The organism is Actinomyces timonensis (assembly GCF_040702965.1).
Classification (GTDB): Bacteria; Actinomycetota; Actinomycetes; order Actinomycetales; family Actinomycetaceae; genus Actinomyces; species Actinomyces timonensis_A.
In genome coordinates, this window is record NZ_CP159989.1 from 215,041 (window position 1) to 239,013 (window position 23,973).

At 73.4% G+C, this 23,973-nt stretch carries 16 protein-coding genes and 1 riboswitch; of the genes, 9 read left to right on the forward strand and 7 right to left on the reverse strand.

Annotated features, from left to right (window positions below; all coding sequences use genetic code 11):
* Window positions 1-325: 325 nt before the first annotated feature.
* From ABXS69_RS00930 to ABXS69_RS00940, 3 genes are read right to left on the reverse strand one after another with little or no spacing between them, the layout of a single operon-like run.
* Window positions 326-2,788 carry a (Fe-S)-binding protein gene (locus tag ABXS69_RS00930; RefSeq protein ID WP_366180759.1) on the reverse strand — a complete coding sequence of 821 codons (2,463 nt, stop codon included), beginning with the start codon at window positions 2,786-2,788 and terminating at the stop codon, window positions 326-328.
* A 38-nt stretch (window positions 2,789-2,826) separates the two neighbouring features.
* Window positions 2,827-2,997, reverse strand: a complete 171-nt coding sequence (locus ABXS69_RS00935; protein ID WP_366180760.1) for a hypothetical protein — start codon at window positions 2,995-2,997, stop codon at window positions 2,827-2,829.
* A gap of 40 nt (window positions 2,998-3,037) precedes the next feature.
* On the reverse strand, window positions 3,038-3,319 hold the full coding sequence (locus ABXS69_RS00940) for a DUF4235 domain-containing protein (RefSeq protein ID WP_366180761.1): 282 nt from the start codon (window positions 3,317-3,319) through the stop codon (window positions 3,038-3,040).
* A gap of 105 nt (window positions 3,320-3,424) precedes the next feature.
* A riboswitch (TPP riboswitch) is annotated at window positions 3,425-3,550 on the forward strand.
* A 47-nt stretch (window positions 3,551-3,597) separates the two neighbouring features.
* Here ABXS69_RS00940 and ABXS69_RS00945 point away from each other — a divergent pair.
* The 5 genes from ABXS69_RS00945 to ABXS69_RS00965 all read left to right on the forward strand — a co-directional run bounded on the left by ABXS69_RS00945 (window position 3,598) and on the right by ABXS69_RS00965 (window position 13,529).
* Window positions 3,598-4,704: a thiamine ABC transporter substrate-binding protein gene (locus ABXS69_RS00945; RefSeq protein WP_366180762.1), complete on the forward strand. Its 1,107-nt coding sequence runs from the start codon at window positions 3,598-3,600 to the stop codon at window positions 4,702-4,704.
* A complete protein-coding gene (locus ABXS69_RS00950) occupies window positions 4,701-6,422 on the forward strand; it encodes an ABC transporter permease subunit (protein ID WP_366180763.1) in 1,722 nt (573 codons plus the stop codon). The genes ABXS69_RS00945 and ABXS69_RS00950 overlap by 4 nt, the downstream gene beginning before the upstream one ends.
* Window positions 6,419-7,537 carry an ABC transporter ATP-binding protein gene (locus ABXS69_RS00955; protein WP_366180764.1) on the forward strand — a complete coding sequence of 373 codons (1,119 nt, stop codon included), beginning with the start codon at window positions 6,419-6,421 and terminating at the stop codon, window positions 7,535-7,537. The genes ABXS69_RS00950 and ABXS69_RS00955 overlap by 4 nt, the downstream gene beginning before the upstream one ends.
* Window positions 7,538-8,143: 606 nt before the next feature.
* Entirely contained in the window at window positions 8,144-12,505 is a 4,362-nt protein-coding gene (locus ABXS69_RS00960; RefSeq protein ID WP_366180765.1) for a hypothetical protein, read from the forward strand.
* 160 nt (window positions 12,506-12,665) lie between these two features.
* Window positions 12,666-13,529, forward strand: coding sequence for a glutathione transferase (locus ABXS69_RS00965; protein WP_366180766.1), 864 nt, complete (start codon window positions 12,666-12,668; stop codon window positions 13,527-13,529).
* Window positions 13,530-13,946: 417 nt separating this feature from the next.
* Here ABXS69_RS00965 and ABXS69_RS00970 read toward each other — a convergent pair whose 3' ends face one another.
* From ABXS69_RS00970 to ABXS69_RS00985, 4 genes are all read right to left on the reverse strand, one after another.
* Complete coding sequence (locus tag ABXS69_RS00970) at window positions 13,947-15,287, reverse strand: DUF4921 family protein (protein WP_366180767.1); 1,341 nt, start codon at window positions 15,285-15,287, stop codon at window positions 13,947-13,949.
* 98 nt (window positions 15,288-15,385) lie between these two features.
* Window positions 15,386-15,529, reverse strand: coding sequence for a hypothetical protein (locus ABXS69_RS00975; RefSeq protein WP_366180768.1), 144 nt, complete (start codon window positions 15,527-15,529; stop codon window positions 15,386-15,388).
* On the reverse strand, window positions 15,526-16,143 hold the full coding sequence (locus ABXS69_RS00980) for a GPP34 family phosphoprotein (RefSeq protein WP_366180769.1): 618 nt from the start codon (window positions 16,141-16,143) through the stop codon (window positions 15,526-15,528). Before ABXS69_RS00980 ends, ABXS69_RS00975 begins: the two co-directional genes overlap by 4 nt.
* An 86-nt stretch (window positions 16,144-16,229) precedes the next feature.
* The gene (locus ABXS69_RS00985) at window positions 16,230-16,946 is read right to left on the reverse strand and encodes a GPP34 family phosphoprotein (protein ID WP_366180770.1); all 717 of its coding nucleotides are present in this window, start codon (window positions 16,944-16,946) and stop codon (window positions 16,230-16,232) included.
* A 457-nt stretch (window positions 16,947-17,403) separates the two neighbouring features.
* Between ABXS69_RS00985 and ABXS69_RS00990 the strand changes: the two genes are divergently transcribed.
* From ABXS69_RS00990 to ABXS69_RS01005, 4 genes are all read left to right on the forward strand, one after another.
* Window positions 17,404-17,700, forward strand: coding sequence for a DUF4244 domain-containing protein (locus ABXS69_RS00990; protein ID WP_366180771.1), 297 nt, complete (start codon window positions 17,404-17,406; stop codon window positions 17,698-17,700).
* Window positions 17,697-18,083, forward strand: a complete 387-nt coding sequence (locus ABXS69_RS00995) for a TadE family type IV pilus minor pilin (RefSeq protein WP_366180772.1) — start codon at window positions 17,697-17,699, stop codon at window positions 18,081-18,083. Before ABXS69_RS00990 ends, ABXS69_RS00995 begins: the two co-directional genes overlap by 4 nt.
* Before the next feature lie 29 nt (window positions 18,084-18,112).
* Window positions 18,113-18,514 carry an Rv3654c family TadE-like protein gene (locus ABXS69_RS01000; protein ID WP_366180773.1) on the forward strand — a complete coding sequence of 134 codons (402 nt, stop codon included), beginning with the start codon at window positions 18,113-18,115 and terminating at the stop codon, window positions 18,512-18,514.
* Between the two features lie 186 nt (window positions 18,515-18,700).
* Window positions 18,701-23,911: a DUF3320 domain-containing protein gene (locus ABXS69_RS01005; RefSeq protein WP_366180774.1), complete on the forward strand. Its 5,211-nt coding sequence runs from the start codon at window positions 18,701-18,703 to the stop codon at window positions 23,909-23,911.
* Window positions 23,912-23,973 lie beyond the last annotated feature (62 nt).

Sequence of the window (23,973 nt, forward strand, 5' to 3'; positions counted from 1 at the left end):
GCAGGCGGACCGGGCTGGTCAGTGGTACTTGCAGGCCGGTGGTACTGGAGAGGATCGCGCTCATGGGTACGACGGTCCCAGGAGGATCGCGCTCCTACCGAGCTCTCTCCACAGGGGCGAGTGGGGGAGATGCCTCGGAGGCGGTGTGGTTCTCAGGGCGGAGATACCGCCTCGCCCCCGGGATACCGTCTCACCCCGAGGAAACCGTCTCAGCCCGGCGTTGCGCCCTCAAACTGCGAGAATGAGGGCGCAACGCCGGGGCGAGGCGGTATCTGCGGGGTGAGACCGTATCTGTGGGGCGCAGCCGTCCGCGGTCCACTCCCGCTCAGGCCCGCTGGCCCCGGTGGACGGCCTCGAGCATGAGGGTGGCGACGTCGGCGACGCGCACATCCGCACCCTCGCTGGCAATGCCGTCGGAGAGCATCGTGGTGCAGAAGGGGCAGGCGGTGGCGATGACCCGCGCGCCCGTGCCGATGGCCTCGCGCGAGCGCTCCACGGCGATGCGCGTCCCGATGGACTCCTCCATGAATGCCCTCGCACCGCCGCCGCCGCAGCAGAAGGCCTCCTCGTGGTGGCGGGGCATCTCGACGGCGGTCGCGCCCGTGGCCTCCAGGAGCTCGCGCGGCGGGGAGTAGACGCGGTTGTGCCGCCCCAGGTAGCAGGCGTCGTGGTAGGTGACAGTGGGGATGGTGCTGGGGAGGGCATTGGGGCTGGCGCTGGCGGCGGTGGGAGAGGCGGCGCCATCTCCCGGGGTGCCGCCTGCGCTGTCCGCGGCTCCGCCCCCAGACTCGGGCGGGGCCGGCCTCAGGCGCCCCTCGCGCACGAGCCGGTTGAGCAGCTGGGTGTGGTGCAGGACCTCGTACTGACCGCCGACCTGCGGGTACTCGCGGGCCAGGGTGTTGAAGCAATGCGCGCAGGTGACCACGATGCGCGTCGCCCCCACCTCACTGAGGGTCTCGATGTTCTGGGCGGCGAGCATCTGGAAGAGGATCTCGTTGCCGGCGCGGCGGGCCGGGTCGCCGGTGCAGGACTCGGCGTCGCCGAGCACGGCGAAGCTCACCCCCGCGGTGTGCAGGAGCTCGGCGACGGCGCGGGTGGTCTTCTTCGCCCGGTCCTCGAAGGCCCCGGCGCAGCCCACCCAGAAGAGGTAGTCGACGTCGGCCGCGGACTCTACGTCGTCCCCGATGACGGGCACGTCGAAGTCGAGTCCCTTGGCCCAGTCCATGCGCTTGCGGGGCGCCAGGCCCCAGGGGTTGCCCTTGGACTCGAGCTTGCGGAACATACCGCCGAGCTCCTTGGGGAAGGCGGACTCCATGAGGACCTGCTGGCGGCGCACGTCCACCACGTGGTCGACGTGCTCGATGTCCACGGGGCACTGCTCCACGCAGGCGCCGCAGGTGGTGCAGGCCCACAGGACGTCGGCGGGGATGACGTCGCCCGCCAGGGGGGCGGGCCGGGTGGCGACGCCGGTCTCGGTGGGCGCGGCCTTGGCGGCCAGCAGCGCCCCGAGGACGTCGCCGGTGTGGGCCGAGCCCGGGGCGAGCCCGGAGCTGCCGGTGGGGCTGGAGACGCCCCGGGTGGGCAGGGCGTCGTCGTCGACCTCCTCGGGGGCGACCCCGAGCTCGGCGGCGGCGCGCAGGTAGGGCGCGGCGGCGGCCGCGTGGTCGCGCAGGGCCAGGGTGAAGAGCTTGGGGGACAGGGGCTTGCCGGTGTTCCAGGCGGGGCAGAGGTCCTGGCAGCGGCCGCACTCAGTGCAGGTGGAGAAGTCGAGCAGGCCCTTCCAGGTGAACTCCTCGATGCGCCCTGCGCCCAGGCGCACCTCGGGGCCCGTGCCCTCGTTGGCGGCCTCCATGGCGGCGTCGAGGTCGTCCATCGTCTCCGCGGTGAGGGGGCGGCCGTCGGGCAGCGTGACGGGGCTGAGCGCCCCGAGGGCCTTGCCGCCGTCGAGCTCGCGGCGCGCGTAGATGTTGATGAAGGCGAGGAAGCGGTGCCAGGCCACGCCCATGGAGGGCTGGCGCCCGACGACGACGAACCAGGCCATGGAGACCACCACCTTGACGGTGGCCACGATGGTGATGGCGGCGGCCAGGCCTGTGCGCCCCAGGGGCTCGAGCGCGGGGCCGGCCCAGGCGGTGAGCGGGAATCGCGCCCAGGTGGCCAGGGCGCGCTCCGCGGGCTCGGGGGAGGCGGCCAGGTGGGCGTGCTCCAGCATCCGCAGCGCGAGGACGCAGACGACGACGGCGGCGATGATCGCCTCCACGAAGTGCGCCTGGGAGGCGGTGGAGCCGGCGAATCGGGAGGTCCGGGGGTGCGTGCCCCCCTCGGAGTCAACGGCGTAGGGCGGTTCGGCCGCGCCCCGGTGGGAGAGGCGCCGGCGCACGGCCACGAGGTGGAGGATGCCGGCCAGGCTCAGCCACGCGATGAGGTCGACGACCCACCCCCACCAGGCGGCGTGCCCGAGAAGCGGCAGGGTGAAGGCCGCGCCGCCGAGAACCTGCCCGTACCCGGTGACGAGGATGAGGAAGAGCAGCGGGAAGCTGATCATGACCAGCCAGTGGGCGGCCCGGATCCAGGGGCGGCGGCGGAACGCGCGGTGGTTGAGCGCGGAGGAGAGCGAGAGCCAGGCGCGGCGGCCGACGGGGCGCAGGCGACCGCGGGGCACGGGGCGGCCGACCCGCAGTCGCCGGGCGATCGTGAGGCAGGCGCGCCCGAAGACCGCCACGCCGACGACGGTCGATACGAGCACGATGGCGGCGCAGACGGCCTGGAGAACCTCAAGCGATGTCACGGTCCCAGCCTACGTGCGCGGCGGCGCGTCCCCCGCCATCAGGACCGGCTGGTGAGAGCGCCCAGGAGCGCGTGGAGGCCCCGGGGGCGCTCGGGGCTGGGAGTGGCGTTTCGCAGGAGGCGGCCGAAGGAGCCGGTCGTCGCCGCGCCGCTCACAGCCAGCGCCCCGGTGAGGAGGGCCCGCACGGCGCCGAGGTCGCCCGGGGCCACCGGTTCCACTGCCCGCGACGTGCGGGAACGGGGGGTTCTCTCAGGAGGTGAGGGGGTTGTGGTCACGACCGCCGTACCAGGCGGCCGCCCTGCGAAGGGCGAGCTCGCGGGTCACGGCCAGCGCGGCTCCGGAGATGGCGGCGAAGGCGACGACCTCCATGAGCTGGTAGTCCAGGAGCTGGGACTCGTCGTTGGGGGCCGGCTTGCCGGTGACGGTCTTCCAGGCGGCGCCCAGCGCCTTCTCGGCGACGAAGCCGACGGCCAGGGTGGCGACGGCGGCGGTCGCCTTCCAGGCGAAGTCAACGGTGGTCTTGCCGGGCATGGCGGGGCTCCTTCGGTCGGCGGGCGATGCGATGGGACGATCATGCCCCATCCGCGGGTCTCCGCGGGTCCGTGGCCGTCGAACTAGCGCTCGGCTATGCTGGGGCCACTACGGCAGGGGAGCGCCGAATCCCGCCGCCGATGGCGGGGCGGGCGCTGAGAGTGCGGGGAACCGCAGACCCTCGAACCTGCTCCGGCTCGCACCGGCGAAGGAAGTCGAGTTCTCCCCGCGCGCCACCGGGGCGCGCGGGCCCTCCAGGCACCTGACCAGGAGGCACCATGAACGCATCAACCGCCCCGACCACGCCCAGCGCCCTGCGGTGCGTGGCTCCCGCGCCGGTCCTCACCCGCCGCGCCCTGCTCGCCGGATCGGCGGCCGCCACCGCCGCCCTCGCCCTGGCGGCCTGCGGCAAGAAGGACGGCGATGGCGCCAATACGGTCACCGTCCTCACCCACGACGACTTCAACCTCCCCGAGGACCTCCTCGCCGCCTTCCAGAAGGACTCCGGCCTGACGGTGTCCATCTCGAAGTCCGGCAGTGGCGGCGAGCTCGCCAACCAGCTCGTCCTCACCAAGGACGCTCCTCTGGGCGACGCCTTCTTCGGCATCGACAACTCATTCATCTCCCGCCTGGTCGCGGGCGGCGTCGTCGATCGCGCCTCCGCCATCACCTCGCCCGCCGGCGCCGAGGACTACCTCGTTGACGGCGCCCCCGCCATCGCCCCCATCGATTTCGGCGAGGTCGCCCTCAACTACGACGTCGCCTACTTCACCGATCACGGCCTCACCCCACCCGCCTCCTTCGAGGACCTCACCAAGCCCGAGAACAAGGGGCTCGCCGTCCTCATCAACCCCTCCACCTCCACCACCGGCCTGTGCTTCCTGCTGGCCACTATCGCGCATTTCGGGGAGGACGGCTTCGCCGACTACTGGAAGCGGCTCGTGGCCAACGGCGCCAAGATCGTCGAGGGCTGGACCGCCGCTTACAGCGTCGACTTCTCCGCGGGCGAGGGCAAGGGTGCCTACCCGATCGTCCTGTCCTACTCCTCCTCGCCCGCCGCCACCGTCAGCGCCGATGGGACGACGTCGACCACCGCCTCCGTCCCGGCCACCGCCTTCCGGCAGGTCGAGTACGCGGGCGTCCTGTCCGGCGCCAAGAACCCCTCCGGCGCCAGGGCCTTCATCGAATGGCTCCTCACCAAGGACGTCCAGACGGCGATCCCCGACTCGATGTACATGTACCCCGTCAGCGCCGAGGCGACGCTCAGCCCCGCCATGACGACCTTCGGCGCCCTCTCGGGCTCCCCGCTCGTCCTCGATCCCACCACCATCGCCGACAAGCGCGAGACCTGGCTCGCCGCCTGGACCGAGGCCGTCGGCCAGTGAGCGCCCTCGCCCCCCGGGGGCCCTCGCGCACCCCGGGGGAGGTGATCGGCTGGGCGGCGGCGGTCGCGGTGCCGCTCGCCTTCCTCGGGGTGCTGTTCTTCTGGCCGGTCGCCGCGCTCATGGGTCGCGGCCTCGCCCCCGACGGCGCCCTCGACCTCACCGGCTTCGCCGAGGTCCTCACGGCCCCGCGCACCTGGCGCATCCTCACCCAGACCCTCACTCAGGCGACGGCGGCCACCGCGATCTGCGTCGTCCTCGGGGTGCCCGGAGCGCTCGTCCTCTACCGGCGCTCCTTCCCGGGGCGCGACCTCCTGCGCGGGATCGTCATCGTGCCGTTCGTGCTGCCCAGCGTCGTCGTCGGCGTCGCTTTCCACGCTCTGGTCACGAAGGGCGGGCCCCTGGGAGGCCTCGGCCTGGACGGGACGCTCGCCGCCGTCGTCGCCGCCCTGGTCTTCTTCAACTACGGGCTCGTCGTGCGCACCGTGGGCACCATGTGGTCCCGGCTCGACCCCCGCGCCGTCGAGGCCGCCCGCGCGCTCGGCGCCTCGCCGTGGCGGGCCTGGCGCACCGTCACCCTGCCGAGTCTCGCCCCCGCGATCGCGTCGGCCGCCTCGCTCACGTTCCTGTTCTGCGCCACCGCCTACGGGGTCGTGCTGGTCCTGGGCGGTGTGGGGACCGGCACCATCGAGACCGAGATCTACGTCCAGACCGCCCAGTACCTGAACCTGCGCGCGGCCGCCGTCCTGTCCGTCGTCCAGCTCCTCGTCATCGCCGCGGCCCTCTGGGGGGCCGAGCGCGCCCGCGCCGCCTCCACCGCGCGCCTCCGCCTGCGCCTCGACGTGCCCGCCACCCCGTTGCGCCGCGCCGACGCCCCCGCGATCGCGCTCACCGCCGCCACCGTCGGAGGGCTCCTGGCCGCCCCCGTGCTCGTGCTCGCGGTCCGCTCCCTGCGCCGGGGCGGGCGGTGGACCCTGGCGAACTACACGGACCTGGGCACGCGCGGCCAGGGCAATGCCCTGCTCGTCACCGTCTGGGAGGCCGCCGCGACCTCCCTGCGCGTGGCCGTCGTGGCGGCCGCGATCGCGCTCGCGGTTGGCGGCGCGGTGAGCCTCGTGGTCTCGCGCAGCCCCCGCGGCCGCGCCCTGGCCCGCGCCGTCTCGCTCCTCGACGCCGCCTTCATGCTCCCGCTGGGCGTGTCCGCCGTGACTGTCGGCTTCGGCTTCCTCATCACCCTCGCCCCCACGGGCCTGACGGCGTCATGGTGGATCCTGCCGCTCGCCCAGGCGGTCGTGGCCGTGCCGCTCGTGGTGCGCACCCTCCTGCCGGCCCTGCGGGCCATCGACCCCCGGCAGCGCGAGGCCGCTGCCGCCCTCGGCGCCGGCCCAGGGCGCGCCCTGCTCACCGTCGATGGCCCGCACCTGGCGCGCGCCGGGGGCCTCGCCGCCGGATTCGCCCTGGCCACGAGCCTGGGGGAGTTCGGGGCGACGTCGTTCCTCGCCCGCCCCGCCGAGCCGACCCTTCCCGTGGTGCTCTACCGACTCATCGGCCGCCCCGGCGCGCAGAACCAGGGGATGGGATTGGCCGCCGGCGTCATCCTGGCCGTCGGCACCACCGCCCTCATGCTCGGCTGCGAGTGGACGCAGAACCGCTGGGCGCGCCGCGAAGGCGCGCGCCCCGGTGGCCCCGGCGCCCCCACGACCAGCAGGGAGGCCTTGTGACGGACGGGCTGAGCATCGATGGGCTGCGAGTGGTCTACCCCGGGGGCCGGGGTGCTGGGCCGGTGGTGGCCGTCGACGGCGTCGACCTGGGGATCCCCTCCGGGCGGATCACCGCGCTCCTGGGGGCCTCCGGGTCGGGAAAGTCCTCGTTGCTGCGCGCCGTGGCGGGCCTGGAGCCCGTCGCGGCCGGCGCCATCCGCTGGGACGGGCGCGACGTCGTCGCCGCCCCGGTGCACAAGCGCGGATTCGGGCTCATGTTCCAGGAGGGCCAGCTCTTCCCCTTCCGGGACGTCGCCGGGAACGTCGGCTACGGGTTGACGGGCATGACCCGGGCCCAGCGGGCCCGCCGCGTCGCCGAGATGCTCGAGCTCGTCGGCCTGCCCGGCTATGAGGCGCGGCCCATCACCACCCTGTCCGGCGGGCAGGCGCAGCGCGTCGCCCTGGCCCGCGCCCTCGCGCCCCGGCCCCGGCTCCTGCTGCTCGACGAGCCCCTGTCCGCGCTCGACCGCGCTCTGCGTGAGCAGCTCGCCGGCGACCTGCGCGCCATCCTCACCGAGCAGGGCGCCACCGCCCTCTACGTCACCCACGACCAGGACGAGGCGATGACCGTCGCGGATGAGGTCGGCGTCATGGAGGCCGGGCGGCTCTCGCGCCTGGCCTCCCCCGAGGCGCTGTGGGCCGATCCGGGCAGCGCGGGCGTCGCGGCCTTCCTCGGCTTCGGCCCGATCCTCGTCCGCGAGGATGCCGAGGCCCTGGGCTGGGGGAGTCTTCTCGACGACGGCCGGCCGGGCGCGCGGGGGGCGCGGGCGGGCGGAGGCGGCATCGGGCTGGCGCTCGCCCCAGGGGCGCTGAGCGTCGTCGGCCCGCCGGAGGGCGGCCCGGGAGCCGATGGATCCGGGGGGCACGGCTCTGCGGGGCTTCCGAGGGCGAGCGGGACGGTGCTCGCCAGGCGGGTGCGCCGGGGCAGGGTGGAGGTGGATGTCTCCCTCGATGTCCCTGGTGGGCGGGCTGTCGTCGCTGCTGGGGCGAGCGGGGGCGAGGGGGCGGCGAACGGGGTTGGCGCGAGGGTTCGCCTGGGACTGGATCCGTCCCGCACCGCCGTCATCGAGTTCTGATCGTGTCCTCCCGGCCGGGGTGTCGACTTGACGTGGCGAATGCCCGACTGGTCACATCCCCGCCCGAACGGCGGTATTCCCCGATACCCTCCTTACGAGGGGCCTGATGACGCGCGATCCCGGGCGAGGCCCCGTCGTCGAGCAGCGGCATGATTCGCGCAGGAGGGAGGGGCTCATGGTGGCGTCCTCCCTGGTCGGCGCGCACGACCCCTCTCGAGTGACGGGCCGTCGCGCCGGTCCTGGCGCTCCGTGGCGCGCTCTGCGACGCGGATCACAGCGCGGGCGCCGAGGCTGGTGGTCTGTGATCAAAACGCAACCGGAGTATCCTCTGCCTCATCCATCACGGGAGTATCACAAAGGTGGGTTGATCGGCGCCCCCGCGCCCGGTCTTTCGGCGTATCGTCAGATGTCCGAGGGCCCTCCGATCCTCTCGTCTTGGCCCGGGCGTCCCGGCGGGTTCCCGTCCTCTCCGGCCTTCCGGCCTTCCGGGCTTCCTGGGCGCATCCCGTGCCGCCCCCGGCGCCGGGGTAACGGGACCGGATCCCCACCCGCCATGACCTCCCGTCGGCTTCCTGAGCCGCCCTGACCGCCATCGGAAGGACCATCATGACAACCCGTGAGGACATCACCGCCAGGCTCGCCCATACGGCCGGCCTGGAGCACACGCCGGCTGTGTCAGCGCTGACGGCCGAGGCCGTCACCTGGGCGGATGCCCTTGGCGCCGAGGTCCTCCAGGTCTCCTCCCGGGTCGCCCTCACCCGCGAGTACTTCCTGGGCAACGAGCAGTGGCGGGCCCTGGACCCGCTCAACTGGAGCCTCGTCCGGTTCACCCAGCGGCCCGAGCTGTTCAGCTCCGAGGCGTTGCGCACCCTGACCTGGGACTGCACGTGGGCGGTGGCGGTCGCCGCGAGCAACCCCGCGGTCTCGGTGGAGCAGCTGCGGGTCCTCACGCGCAGGGTCGAGGCCTTCCACTCCTCCCAGGGCGGCGCGATGCGGGGCGTCTACGGGCAGCGCTCCAAGGTCGCCTCCCTCCTGGGCCGCGAGGACGAGGCCGCCGAGGCCCTCGCGCAGTGGCGGTGCGCCGAGCCCGAGGATGATCCGGCCCGCGACATCTATCAGCCCCTCCTCGAGATCGACTGGGCCACTCGCAACGAGGAGTGGGAGCTCGCGGTGGCCACCGCCGCCCCGATCCTCAGTGGGGACGTGGGCATGGGGCCGATGCGCGAGACCGTCCGCGCCGCCTCCCTCCTCGCCCTCCTGGCCTCGGGCCGCCCGGCAGCGGCTTGGAACGCCCACCTGAACGCCTACCGGGCCCAGGAGTCCAGGCCGGGCAGCCTGCGATCCATCGCCCTGCACTGGCAGTACCTCGCCCTGTCGGGCAAGCCCGACCGCGCGCTCGCCCTCCTGCGCCGCCACCTCGGCTGGCTCCCGACGGCGGAGTCCGGAGAGGTCCTCCTGATGGCCCTGCGCGGAGCGGCCCTCGTGCTGCGCGAGGCCGAGGCCGCTGGATGGGGCGACGAGATCCTCGGCGCTGATGCCCCGGTCCAGGCCACCTGGTGCCCCGACCCGGGCATCCCGGCGGTCGTGCGCATCGCCCAGGCGCGCATCGACATGGAGGCCTGGGCCCGCCGCCTGGCCGGCCTCTACGACCGCCGCAACGGCAACCGCACCGTCTCCGAGCAGCTCGATCGAGACCTGGCCCGTCCCGTCATCGGCGACGGCGGGATCGTCCTGCCCCCGGCCGGCTCCGAGCATCCCAGCGCGGAGCCCCTTGGCGAGGATCCGCCCCAGGCCGCCCACGTCTCGCGCCTGGCCGGCCTGCTCGACCCCGATGACCAGCACAGCCGTCGCGAGAACGACGCCTGGACCGCCACCTTCGTCAGCCAGTCCGGCGAGGCCGGCATCGACGCGGCCTCCCTCAAGGGGGAGGCCCGGGCCGCCGCGATGTCCCCCGCCACCCCGGCCGGCGGGCAGGCGAGCATCGGCGTGAAGGGGACCGGGGCCACCACGGGCTCGGCCGGGACGGCGGGAGACGCCGGTTCCGAGGGCGCCGCCGGCGCGCTCTCCGCTGCCTCCGCCCAGGCGGCGCCCTCGTCCCCGCCGTCGGCCGTCTCGGCGCAGATGGCCCAGGCGGCGCCACCGCCTCAGCTGGGCCAGGAGAGCATCGCCAGGCCGACGGACATGACTCCCGCCACTTCCGCCAGAGGCCGTGCCCGCGTCCGCGCGGGCGGACTGGGTGGCCGCGGCGGCGTCCTCATGCCCGACTCCGTGCCGACCGCGCCCAGCAGCGGTGATGAGCGCCCTCCCTCCATGATCGCTCACGAGTTGGTCGAGGATGTTCCGAAGGCGCCGCGCCAGCCAGTGACCGCCTCGGCGAGCCCGGCTGCCCCCACCAGCCCCGCGGCCCCCTCCCCTGAGGTGGCGCGCCCGGACGGCATCGCCGCCCCGGCCCCGGCCTCCAGTGCCCCGGTCCGCCGCTCGATCGTTCAGCGGGTCGCCAACGAGTTCTCCATCGAGGAGATCGCTCCCTTCGAGGGGGCCGCCGATCGCGCCGGCGCTCCGTCCCACCCAGCCGCCTCCTCCGTCGCTTACTGGTACGCGGCCTTGCTGCCCCCGGCCTCCTCGAAGAGGGGCGGTGCTCCCAACTGGGGCAGGGTGGCGCGGGTGGACGACACCGTCCAGGCGGCCCGCTTGGCCCAGTCCGGTCAGGACGCCCCGGCGAGCGAGGCTCCCGCGCCGCCGCCGAGCCCCGTCCCGCCCCCGCCGCCGGTCTCCCCGGCGCCCGCCCCGGCCCTGGCCGCTCCCGCCATCCTGCCCGATGCCGCCGACTTCGCCGATCTGAGGACCCCGAGCACCCCGCCGGACGCCACGAGCCCCGAGCCCCTGGCTGCCAGCAGCGCCGGGACTCCGTCAGTCCCGAGGACGGTCCCCGCGCCCGCGGCCCAGTCCGCCCCGGTCGTGCGCCCCGCGCCGCCCCCAGACACGCTGGTGACCGGTCCGATCCTGGTGCCCGCATCCCCGGCGCGCGCCCCGCTGCCCGCGCCGATCGCGGAGCCCGTCTCCAGCGCGGGCAGCGCCGGCCTCGCGCCCCACGCGCCGAGCGCCGCCGGCTCCCCGGAGGCCGCCAGCGCCCAGAGCGCCCCTGGCGCCGCCGCGGCCGCCCAGCCGGAGCGGTTCGTGCCCGCCACCCCGCCCGGCGCGGGGAGCCGCCGCAAGCCCGAGCCGATCATGGAGGACGTCTCCGCCCCCGACCTCGAGGGCCCCTACCCCGAGCTCGAGATCAAGCCCGTCATGCCCGTCTACGGCCCCAAGGACGCCGTCCTGCGCTACTCGCGCTCGCTGGCCAGGCTCGGCGCGGACCTGGACGGGTTCGTCGTCGCCGACCGCGTGGCCGCCGGCGGGCTCCTCGAGGCCGACTGGCCGGGCCCCGCCAACCTGCAGATCGAGACCGCCTTCCTGCGCGCCGACGCCAAGCGCCTCCTGCGCGACCACCGGGGCGCCATCCGTGAGCGCCACCGCATGCGCTCCTCCATCGGGGCTCGCGACGGCGAGCTCGGCTTCCTGCGCCTGGACATCCTCAGCCTGCGCGACGAGCTCGCGGCCGACGTCGCGGACACACCCGAGGGCGAGAGCCTCGACGCCGTCCGCGCCGCCGCCCTGTCCGAACGTGCCCATCACTACCTGGAGGCCCTGTGGGGGCTCGTCAAGGACTCTCTGGAGCGCCTCGGCGCGCTGGAGCGCGCCGGCAAGCGCGACAGCGCCGTCCAGGGCACCGAGTACCGCCGCCTCGTCCAGATGGGCAACACCGCCGCCGATCTCGCCCAGGTCCTCTCGGCGCTCTCAGACCCCGATGGTGCCGACGCCGCCATCGCGCTCTTCGAGTGGATCCTCGACGCCGTCCCCGAGGGGTTCCACGGCGACCATCCTGCCGACGACCTCGACCTCCTGCGGGCCCGGCGCCTCAACGAGGCCGGCTTCCCGCATCGCGCCAGCGACCTGGCCGACGCCGTCCTGCGCCGTCACGATCGCACCCCCGTGCTCGCCGCCGTGACCGCCCGCACGATCCTCGCCGAGACCACCGCTGCGGATCGCGCCACCAGCGTCTCGCTGGAGCAGCGGCGCCAGGCGGCCGATGCGCTCACCGCCCTCAAGGCCCCCGTGAGCGGCCCGCTGGCCACGGTCTCACTGGGCCGCGCCCTGGCGCAGGACGGCCGCCCCGCCGAGGCTGTCGAGGCCTTCTCCACGGCCCTGTCCGAGCTGGGCCCCGTCGACGCCCCCGGCGTCGAGCTCTACGTCAGGGGCCTGCTCGCCTCCGCGCAGTCCGACATGGGGGAGAGCCGGGGCGCTGTCGACAACGCCACCGCCGCCGCCCGGATCCTCGTGCGCGACGGCCAGGTGGGCAGGGCCATCGAGCAGCTGACCACCGCCGCGACGGCCGCCGCCGACCTCGGCGACAACGTCACCGCCGCCGCCCTGCACCGCCAGATCGCCGACCTCCACGGCACCGGCACTGAGGACGGAAAGCGCCACCGCTCCCGCTCCCTTCGCCAGGCCGCCCGCGCCATCGTCGACGCGCCCAGCCGGGACGAGGCCGTCGAGCATCTTGACGAGGCGCGCGTCCTCATGGAGGAGTCGCGCGAGCTGCTCGTGGAGTCTTTCTCCGGGAAGGGCCGGGCCTGGGAGCGCGGCGCCTGGCACGACGCCTACGCGTTCATCCTGGGGCGCGTCGGCCATGACTCGGAGGTCGTCCCGTACTGCGAGGCCGCTGTCGAGGGATTCATGGCCAAGGATGACCGCCAGGCCGCTGCGGAGTCGCTGACCCGCATGATCCGCGCGCTCATGGAGCTCGATGAGCGTGATCAGGCGCGCCGCGCCTGCGACCGTGTCCGCGGGCTCCTGGCCGATCCGGCGTGGCAGGGCGGTGATGCGCTGGCCTTCGTCGACGAGGTGGCCCCGAGCCTGGCCTAGCGGGCGACGCGGTTGTCGCCGGGACGGGGGCGTGGGCAGGGCCACCGATGAGCGCCGCGAACACCGCGTGGACCGCATGACAGGGCCCGCGAACTAGGGGACCATGGTCCCTGTGGGGGTGACGCCGCCCTCCGCCGCGCACCGAGCACAGGGAGTTCTCATGGCCATCGCCACCTCGCACCGCTTCTCCTCCGATGATCTGCCCGTCGAGGCGGGCCGCTACCGGCTCGTCGCCTCGCCGTCATGCCCCTGGTCCCGCAGGGTCCTCATCGCCCGGCGCGTGCTGGGCCTGACCGAGGCCCTCCCGCTGTCCATGTGCTACGGGCGGGGGGAGGACGGCTTCTGGGAGCTCACCGGCCCCGATGGCGAGCCCGGCACCGATGCCGTCCTGGGCGCCCGCTCCCTGGCCGAGGTATACGCCACCACCCCCGGTTACGCCCCGCCCCCCACTGTCCCGGCCCTCGTGGACACCACCACCGGGCGGGTCGTGTCCGACGACTCCGGCGCGCTCCTGTTCGACCTCGCCACAGCCTGGTGGGACCTGCACCGCGAGGGAGCCCCGGACCTCTACCCCTTGAACCGCCGCAACTCCACTGACGCGTGGGACAAGTGGATCGGCGAGCACATCAACCGCGGCCACGCCGTCGCCACCCACGCCGACGAGGAGGCCGAGGCGGCCGTCGCCGCGCAGGGCGTGCTCGTGGCCTTCGACGTCGTCGACACGATGCTCGCGCGCGCCACCCGCATGCACCCCTCTCGCGAGGGCGGCATGACGCTGGTGGACCTGCCGCCGCTGTCCTCGCTCGTGTCCATCGGCCAGTTCCTGTGCGGCACCGAGCCCACCGGCTCCGACATCCGCCTGTTCACCACCGTCCAGGCCTACGAGTACGGCGGCCGCCAGTCCTACCCGGGCGGCGAGGCGCCCCAGATCAGCTTCTGGCCGGCCCTGTCTCGCTGGTTCCGCGCCCTGGAGCAGCGCCCCGGCTGGGTGAGCTCCGATGAGCGTGGCGCCCTGGGGCTGTGAGGCGAGGGACGACGACTCCCCGGCAGCAGCGCCCATCGGGTGGGTCCTCACGCACCGCCGCGACCGCGGGACAGCGCGCCGGGAGGCTCGGACGCGCGGAAAACGCGCTGTCTGATTCCTGCCGGGAGGGGGACCGCACGCTCATCGGCGGATGGCGCCGTCAAGATCCGCAGAATTTCAACGTTTTTCGCGCGGGGCTGTCAGTTGCGCGTCTCTCCCATGTGCAAACGACCCCCGGTGCGCACATGGGAGAGATTCACTGAGTGCGGGTTCCTGCGGAAAAGCCCGGAATCAAGCGGATCTTTCGCTGAGCCGGGAAAGGTGAGCGTGCAAGGCGCCCTGCGATGCGGAGGCAGGTCGGAGGCCGGACGGTCGTGGGACGCCAACCGTGTCCCAGCGCTCCTCCGCGCCCATCACTCATCTGCTCAGGACGGGGTTGTAGAGGAGGCGGTTGGGGGTGGTCGGGCACTCATCGCCCACCGCCATGGGCGCGATGAGGCGGTCCGCTCGCAGATCCTCCAGGCGCGCCACCACGCGCTCGCGCAGGCTCCACGGGTCGATCGTGTTGAGGTAGATCTTCGTGCCGCCCTCGAAGCCGGCAAGGGTGGAGACCCGCCACTTCAGCGTCACATGCCACGGCATGGGCTGGTCGACGTCGATCGGCTTGTGGTGCCACTCCTCATTGCTCGGCACGTCCGCGCCCGTGGCGGCGTGCAGGGCGTGCAGGAGATCGGCGACGGCATCGACCTCCTGACGGCTCATCAGCCACGGCTCGCAGATCGACGACGCCGAGTACACCTCCAGCGTGGGGTAGCGGTGCCCGAAGCCCGCGAAGGCCACCGCGTGCTCATTCGACGCCACGAGCAGCCCCTGGTAGGTGGCGTAGTCCACGGCCATCTCGTTGTACAGGTTCGGGTTCATCCGCACCTTCTCCAGCTCCAGTTGCGCGGAGACCCCGCGCTCATCGATGGCCACGAGCTGCTTGTGCAGGTGGTCGAAGGAGGCCCCGGCCGGCCGCAGCCAGTTCTGGAAGACCGCCACGTAGCGCACCCACCGGTTCGCCTCGTACAGGTCGTGCGCCGCCGCCACCGCCAGGCGGATGTAGGCGCGGTGCTCGGCCACGCTGAGCGTTCCCGAGCCCGCCAGGCCGGCCGAGTCGACCGCGTCGTCGGTGAAGTGCCGGCGCCCCACGATGACGTCGTGCCCGCCGGCGAAGAAGGAGGCCAGGTAGGAGCGGCGCTCCGCGGCCCCCCAGGTCTCCCAGGCCGTCGGGTCCGCTCCGGAGGCGCGCAGCTTGGCCCGGGCGATGGACGCCGCGTGCTCGGCGCCGGCCGGATCGGCGAGATAGGCCTCCATGCGCTCGCGGGCGGCATCGGGGATCTCGAAGCCATGGTTGGCGCGCCAATACTCGAAGGAGACGATCTCGAAGAGGTTGGGAATGCGCCGGAACTCCGCCGTCGTCGCGGCCAGCTCGGAGGCCGGGACGTCGTCGATCCGCTCGAAGCCTCCGCCGGCCCCGACGACGACGCGCGACTTCTCCGGTGGCGTCTCCAGGTAGCGCCCGGAGCAGAAGGCGCAGGCCCTCTCGCGCTCCCCGGGCGCCAGCGGGTGGCGCTCGGCGACGGGATGGGCGATGGGCCGGTTCCCGCGCCCGGGCACGGTCCACACCTCCGTACCGGTGAAGGGGCTGATCTGCTTGACAGTCCCGTCGGCCATGCGGGTGAGAGGCTCGGCGGCGGGGGAGTACGGCATGAGCATGCACCCATTGTGGCGCGCCCGTCAGCCCCCGGAGTGGGAACGAACGGGGGAGGCGGCCTATCCGATGGCTGAGGTCGAGGACGCGGAAACCGCCACGATCACCGCAGTGGTCGCTGCTTCTCGACGATCATCGTGTCTCGCGCGTAGGCGTGCATCACGATCCGCCTCTCATTCCCGGGAACGAGATCGGAGCCGTCGTGCGGGCGGATCGACGGCTCCGGGTGCTCAGCGGTCGTCGTCAACCGTGGCCACGATGATCGTCAGGGCCGCGAGGGTGTCCGTCATGGCGCGCAGGGGCTCGCCCGGGGCGTTCGTGTCGGTGATCTCCTTGACCCGCTGATACAGGCCGCTCCAGCCCAGGCCGGTGCGCTCCGCCGGGCAGCACCGCCCGGCCCAGACCTAGTCCCTTGAGGATCGACAGCAGCACCTGATCCGCCGCGGTGGCGGGGCGCTCTCCCTTGAGGACCGCGATAAGGCGGTCCACGATCCCGGCGCCCCGCTCCGGGACGGGGCCGCCCTCGGGAGCGGGGCTGGGAGAGCCGTCGGATCCGGCAGCCGCATGCGCGGCGATGGTGTCCTTCAGCGAGTGCTCCCCGCTCCCGATGGCGGAGGAGATCCGAATGCTCTCATCGGTGGGAAGGCGGGAGAGGGCGTCGTCGAGGATGGGGTTGTGAGTCGGGGCGTCGTCGATGACGCGCATCAGGGGATCCCGATCCGGGGTGAGGTCGAGCCTGCCAGCGAGGAGGAGGTCTGCGAGCACCGCGCCGCGCAGCCCGTAGGTACCGCGCTGAGCCCAGTCCCCACTGCCTCTGCTGCTCCCGTCCAGGATCAGGAACAACTGTTCAGAGATCAGCATGCCCACACGGTATGACGAATCCGCCGGGGTCCCCTCATCCTCCCGGTGGATCCCGGGGCGCGTGCTCACCGCGCCCCGCTCACCACTCAGCCCGCGTCGGCGACCGCCCCGCGGGTGCGAGCGCTGATGACGGCGACGGCGCTGCTGATCGAGGTGATCGCCTCCTTGATCGCCGCGGTGACCGGGGCCTGCTCCGCGATCTCCTCGATGCGCTGGGCGAGACCGGAGCGGCGCAGGCCCGTGCGCTCAGCCCTCAGGATCCTCCAGGCCGCACCGGTGGACTGCAGCAGCGCCAGGAGCGCGCTGTCCGCGGCGTCCGGGGCGCGGGTCCCCGCGATCTCGCCGTAGAGCCGCTCCCGAAGCTCGGCCTCCGGGCGGGGGTCGCTGGTGGGGAAGGCGGGAATGGCCGACGGCGCGGCGCTCGCCCCGGCTGGTGCCGTGGGGTCGGCGGCGGCGCCGGGCGCCGCGCTCTCGGTCAGGACGCCGGCCTTGACGAGGGACGCACCGGCGGCGTCGTGGGCGCGCAGGTCGTCCCAGGTGATGGCGGAGGAGATGCGCTTGCCGTTCTTGGCCGACAGGGCGGCCAGGGCGTCGTCGAGCACGGGATGGCCCGTGGGCGTGGTGTCGACGATGCGCATCCGTGGGCGGCGCGCGGTGCGGGCGGTATCGGCCTCGATCCGGCCGGCCAGCATGAGATCGGACAGGAGGGCCCCGCGCAGCATGAGGTCGTTGTCGCTCGACCAGCCCTCGGGCCTGCCCGAGTCCTCGGTGAGCAGTAGGAGCAGCGACTCGACGATCAGCACGGCCCCAGGCTAGGGGCGGGCCATCGCGGCGTACCTCGGCCGATCAGCCGATTCGCCCTCCTACGAGCGGACGACACGGGCGCGAGGACGGGCGTGCCCGCGGGATGGTCGCGAATCCCAAGCGTGGTCCGTATGGAGGCGGCATCGCATCATGGCGGCGTCCCGGATCGCCTCGACGAAGGGGTTGAAGACCGGATCGAGGTCGACAAGGCATGTGGTGACGCGCGGGGGCTCCCGGTCGGAGCTCTTCGAGCCCGTCGTCGATGGGGCCGATGCCGCCGGCGGGTGGGAGCGGCGTCGTCGTAGCCGTGGGATCCGGGAACCACAGGCGGCGAGGCGCCCGGGCGCGGTCCGGCTCTGTGGAGGATCGCGCCCGGAGGCCCCTCGATGGGCTCACTCTCGGGGAGCGGGCATGGTGCCCGCGGGGCCGAGCGCCCCCGATCCCGAGGAGACACCCATGAAGAACGCCCTGCTCACCCTCCACCGCGCCTGGGGCCTGGCCCATCCCGGCGCCGAGCACGCCCTGCTGACCGGGCCCATCGCCGCTGCCCTGGAGCGCGCCGAGGCCGCATCGCGCACCGCCCCCGACGGCGGGGCGGACCCGGCGGGGGAGGCCGGCATGGCCACCGCCGAGTACGCCATCGGCACGCTCGCGGCGGCCGCCTTCGCCGGGTTGTTGCTGGCGATCATGCGCTCAGGGAGCCTGAGGGGCGCGCTGCAGTCCCTCATCGAGTCGGCGCTGTCGGTCGGATGAGCGCCGCGCAGCCGCTCCCGCGCGCCCGCAGGCCGCCCGCGCCCCGGGGCGAGTCCGGCATGGCGACGGCGGAGCTCGCGGTCGCCATGCCCGCCGTCGTCATCGTCCTCCTCCTGGCCCTCTCCGCGCTCGCGGCGGGCGCTGCCCAGATGCGCGTCACCGACGCCGCCCGCGTGGGTGCGCGCCAGGCGGCCATCGGCGCCGATCCGCTGGCCGCCGCGAGCGCCGTCGCCCCTACCGGCTCCTCCATCGCGGTGGGGGCCGAGGGGGATCTCACCTGCGTGAGCATCAGCCGCGCCGCCCCCGGGCCTCTCGGGCGCGCGGGGCTCACGCTGCGGGCGCGGGCCTGCGCCTACACCGAGCCGGGAGGTGACGGGCGGTGAGGCGCGGCGGTGGCCGGAGGCGCGCGGAGGTGCTGCTGGTCCGGCCGGTCCCGTCGAGGCGCTGGGGGAGGCCCCTGGCGGGTGAGCGGGGTGAGGGGACGGTCCTCATGGTCGGCATCATCGGGGTGATCCTCGCGATCACCCTGGGCCTGAGCGGGCTCATGCGCGCGGAGGGAGCGGCCGGCCGGGCGCGGACCGCCGCTGATATGGCCGCGTTGGCCGGGGCGACCGCCCTGACCTCGATCGTCGCGCCGGGCGATCCCTGCGCCGCGGCGCGGCGCCTCGCCTCCGCCAACGGCGCGACTCTCGACTCCTGCCGGGTAGAGGGCGAGGACGTCATCGTCGGAGCCTCGGTGGATGCGACGGTCCTCGGGGTCCCCCGTCAGGCGCGCGCCCACGCCCGAGCCGGACCCGCCGACGCCTCCCCGTAACCGAGACCGGTCGATAATCGGAGCGAGACCGGTCGAAAACAGGGGCGAGACCGGTCCGTGGTCCAGAGGAACAGCGCGCGGGTCGGGCAACGAGCCGCGGCACGAAGAATCCGCAGGTAGCGCTATCATCACTCGTTATACCGCTGCGCCGCGGCCCGCCCGATCCCCCATCCCTCCCCGCCCCAGATGAATCCCAATAACCAAACGCTCGTCCTGCGCGGTCTTCTCGACCTTCTTCCCCTGCATTTACAACCGTTCACCCGTCGGGCGCTCGAGGACCTCGGGCCCGCGAGGGCGCGCATGGTGCTCGAGGGTGCGCATGAGCGCCAGGGCCCCCTCGATCTCGCCGATCTCTCGGCGCAGATCCGCGTGCTCACGATGCGTGACGACGCCGGGCGCTACCTCATCCCCCTGCCGACGGGCCTGGGCGCCAAGCTCCATGAGGTCCGCCGATGGCGCAATGACGTCGTTCACGGCGGGCGGCTCGACCCTGAGCGGAGCCTGGCCGCGCTGGTCGCCGTCAGCGAGACGCTCCGGCTCATCGACGCCCCGGTCGTGGCGCGCCACGAGATACATGGGCTCATCGAGGGGATCGACGGCGATTGGGTGTCCTCCGGGAGTCCCCTGGACGCCGTCGGGGTGGAGGCCTCCTGCGAGCCGGTGCTGAGCCGTGCCCACGCCACGGCGGGCATGAGCCTCCGGGTGCGGCTGGCCATGAGCCTCACCGCGCCGCAGGCGCAGCACCGGCCCGTGGGGGAGGGGGAGGCCCGGCTATCCGCCGTCGGCCGTCCGGGCACCCCGTCGGAGGGGCTCAGCGCGATCGATGTCCGCGTGAGCGTTGTCGAGCGCGGCGGCGCCACCGAGATCACCGCGCCATGGACATTCCGCTGGGATACCGCTATTGAGCGCATGACGGCCACCGCTGATCTCACGATGCTCGACGCCGCTCTGCAGGAGGTCGGGCAGGACGGGCCGGCAGCGGTGAGGGTCGAGATGACCGCGGGGGGCGGCCGGTCGCAGGTGCGCTTCCTCGACGGGCTCACGGTGCTGCCGCCGCGCTGCTGGATGCTCTCCGGGTCGAGGCGCTGGGCGGGCGCCGCCCTGGCGGCGCTGGTGCGGCCGGATCAAGAATCGGATCGGGAGGTGGTGGGGGACATCGCCCGCGCGGCTCGGAGGCAGGCCCGGCGGAGCGCGCCGGACGCCTTGGTGGACAAGGCGATCGCCGTCGTGCGCCAGCGCGGCCTCGTCATCGAGCGCGCGCCGAGCGGGTGGGCGGCAGGCGCGCATTCCGTGCGAACCGCCAGTGACATCCTCGACACCCGCTCGGCCTCGCCTTTGGAGGCGGCGGTCCTCCTCGCAGCGGTCATGCGGGCCCTTCGCGTCCCGCCGACCCTCCTGCTCACAGATAACGGCGTGGTGCTGGCGTACTCCCGGCACTCGGATCGCCCGGGGGCCGGTGACGCCGCGGCCGATCGATTCGTCGAGCTCGCGCGGCGCGGTGACATCGGGATTCTGGACCCGGCTCTCGCCATGAGCTCATCCGCGGCGCTTCTGCATCGCCTGAGGCGCCCCGCTCGTGAGCGCGCCCTCGACGCCATGCGCCAGGTCATCCTCGTGGTGCCCATCGCCGAACCGCGCGAGGCCGGGGGCGGGCCCCTCCCGGAGCCGGAAGGACCCGCCGAGGGGGCGGAGCATGTCAACGGGGTCCCGGTCAGCCCCTCCGGCACGGCCGATGAGGCTCCAGCGTCCAACGATGAGGCGCCCGACGTCGAGCCTCCGCCCTCCGGCCCCTCGCCGACGGCGCCCGAGGTCGAGGCATGGAAGCGGTCCCTGCTCGATGTCACCCGCCGCAACCCCCTCATCAACCGCGACTCGCGAGCAGCCATCGAGCTGCGCGTCCCCGAGGAGCTGCTCGCGCGCCTCGAGGACCTCGTCAACCAGCGCGACAGGGTGATCCTGCGGAGCGCCGATGCCGGTTCGGGGGGCGCTCCTGAGGCTGGCGCGCGGGCTCCAGAGGAGCTTCTCAGGCGCAGGATCGTCGCCACCGCCCTCCAGGGGAGCGAGCATCAGCGGCGCCTGGCATCGATGGCCGCCCAAGCGCGCACGGTGATCGAGGAGACCGGCGCCAACAATCTCTACCTGGCGCTGGGAACCCTCACCTGGAAATCAGCGGGGCATATTCTGCGCTCCCCGCTCATCCTCGTGCCGGTCCGCATCGAGCAGGACGACGAGGAGTTCGGGATCATCCTCGATGAGGCCGAGACCTCCACGCCCAACTACTCCCTGCTCGAGCGCTTCATCGGCAGCACGGGTATCGACCTGGCCGAATTGCGCGAGCCGATCCGAGATGATCGGGGAATCGATGTCGAGGCGACTCTTGAGGCGCTTGAAGCGCGGCTTGCCGGCTCTCACCAGTACACCCGGATCAATCGCACCGCCCACCTGGGGCTCTTCCGCTTCTCCACCTACCGCATGTGGAAGGACCTGGAGGAATCCTGGCCCCACCTGGCCCATAGCCCCGTGGTTCACCGGCTGGCCAGCACTGAAGAACGCGGCCCTGCTCTCGATGAATCGGATGGTGGCGCCGCGCGTGCGACCGCGCCCCTGCCCGCGCCCCGTTCCCCGGGGCCGATGGAGGACCTCGACGCGCTGATCGAGAGCCTGCCGCTCGACGCGGACTCCAGTCAGGCCCGCGTCATCGCCGAGGCCGTCGCGGGTAGGAGCCTCGTCGTCGAGGGCCCTCCCGGAACCGGTAAGTCGCAGACGATCGCCAATCTCATCTTCCGCGCGGTACGCGAAGGCCTGTCCGTGATGTTCGTCGCGGAGAAGGCGTCCGCCCTGGAGGTGGTGGCCCGGCGACTGCGCGACGAGGCCGGTATGGGCCCCCTCCTCCTCAACCTCCACGACAACGGGATGCGTCCCAGCCAGGTGAGGGAGGCTCTGCGCGGCGCGCTCGAGACCGGCGCCGTCGGGCCCGGGGCCGCCGAGGCTGGCGACCTGCGGGCTCGTATGGCCGAGCTGCGCCTCCGCCTGCGCGCCTACCGGGCATCCCTGCACGGCGAGGGACCTGGGGACGGCGGCTTCTACGCCGCCCACCTCCCACGCGACGGCGGGGGCTCCGATGCGGCTGGCGCGCCTCATGGGCTCGGGGTCGCCGAGGACGCTCCTGACGTGGTGAGATACTCCGCCACCCTCGAGGAGTACCGTCGCTGTCGGGAGGCGTTGCGCGCCCTGCTACCCGCCGAGCTCATGCGCCTGACCGCCGGGCGTCGTGACCGAGTGCTCGCCGAGGCGGGGGCGCGGGGTGAGGAGCTGCGCCGTGAGCTCGGGCGCCGTCACTCCTCGAACAGCGTGCGCGAGCTCATGGACCGCTACGGGGACCTCGTGGCGGCGATCACCCCTTGCGTCCTCGTCTCTCCGGACTCCGTGGCGCGATTCCTCCCCGCCCATCGCGCGCGCGTGGATCTCGTCGTCATCGATGAGGCGTCCCAGATCATGACTGCTGGGGCCGTTGGCGCGCTGGGCCGGGGCCGGACGGCGATCGTCGTCGGTGACCGCAGGCAGATGCCCCCGCCGATCGGCGCGACAGCGCCCGGCCGAGGGAGGGGCGCGTCCATTCTCGAGCGCTGCCTGGACGCCGGGGTCCCTGAACGGGAGCTGACGTGGCACTACCGCAGCAGGGTGGAGTCACTCATCGCCTTTTCCAATAAGCGCTACTACGGTGGGAGGCTCATGACCTTCCCGAGTCCTCTCGCCCTGCGCCCCGGCGCCGATGCGGGCCCCGGGGGATACGGTGTCGTTCTGCGCAGGGTCAATGGCGAGTACTACGGGGCGGAGCATCGACGACGGGGCCGGGGAATCCGTCCCTATACGAATCCGGTGGAGGCCAACCAGGTCGTCGAGGAGGTGCTGCGCCGATTCGAGGCCAGCCCGGAGGCGACCCCCTCCATCGGCGTCATCACCCTCAACGCGCACCAGCGCGACCTCGTCGAGGAGCGGCTGCGCCGCGCCGGATCGGCGCGCGTGCGCCGCGCTCTCCAGGAGCGCGACGGGCTGCTGGTGCGCAACCTGGACAACGTCCAGGGCGAGGAGCGCGACGTCATCCTGCTGTCCCTGACCTTCTCCAGCAAGAAGGGCGTGGGTGTCCCGCTGACCTTCGGCTCCCTGAGCCATGAGGGGGGAGAGCGCCGACTGAATGTCGCCCTGACTCGCGCCAGGCGCCAGATGATCGTTCTGTCCAGTTTCGATCCCGAGGAACTGCACGCCGAGTTCTCCACCCACCAGGGGATCAAGGACGTGAGGATGTTCCTGGAGGCGCTCCGCGCGGACCGACTTCCCCGCGCGCTCCCCCGCGCGGAGGACTCCGTGGACCCGTATCGGGTGGAGATCGCCGAGCGGCTGCGCGCGGCCGGGGTGGGGGCCGCCATCGGGGTCGGCCATTCGAGTTTCGACATCGACCTGGTCCTCTCTCCTCCCGGGCGTCCGCATGATCCCGCGGTGGCGGTGATGCTGGATGGTCCTGGCTGGAACCGGCGTGAGAGCGCGGTGGACCGCGATCTCCTGCCCGCCGACGTCCTGAGGGCGATGGGATGGCCGCGGGTCGAGCGCGTCTGCATCCCCCAGTGGGTGGCCGACCCCGACGGCGAGCTCGCCCGCCTCATCGAGATGGTGGGCGGGGCAACCGCCATCACGGCGCTCGCGGACGGCGCGGCCGCGCCTGAGGCGCCCAACGCGCCCGAGGCGCACGAGCTCGCCGCCGCCGCGGCTAGGGCGGAGGGGGCCGCCCCTGGCGCGAGCGGGGCCGCTCGGCCCGCGCCTGTCTCAGGGCGTCAGACCTCGAGGGACTACCAGGCCTGGAGGCCGGAGGGAGTGAGGCCGCGCAGCATCCTCGACGCGGCCCTTGTGGACGAGGAGGCCGCGTCGCAGGTCAAGGAGGTCGCCAAGGCGATTTGCGCTCAGGAGGGACCCATCAGCTGGCATCGCCTCATCGTCACGATCTGCCGGGCCTTCGATCTGTCGCGCACGACTGCCAGCCGCGAGGCCAAGGTTCGCCAGGTGCTGGGAGAGACCTTCGCCTACCCCGATGAGGAGGGCTTCGTATGGCGCTCGCTGGAGGCGCACAGACTCCCGGTCAATTACCGCCGCAACGCCCTGGACCACGTGGGGGCGATTGAGGAGATCCACCCGCGCGAGCTCGATGCGCTCATGCGCGACGTTCTCATGCCCAACGCGCCTGAAGGAATGCGCGAATGGTCCTCGTCAGAGGAGCTGTGCCGCGCCGCGCTGAGGAGGCTGAGCGCCAAGAAGCGCAGCCTGAACGCCCGGGGCGTGATGGAGGCGCTCCTGGCGGCACTCCGCAGGGTCGAGGCAGAGGCCGACGCGCCCCGGGAGGCGTAGGCGCGGGCGCCTGGGGCCCGCGCCTGGGCGCCGTTCCGCTCCTGGTCGGCCCCGGCCGGTAG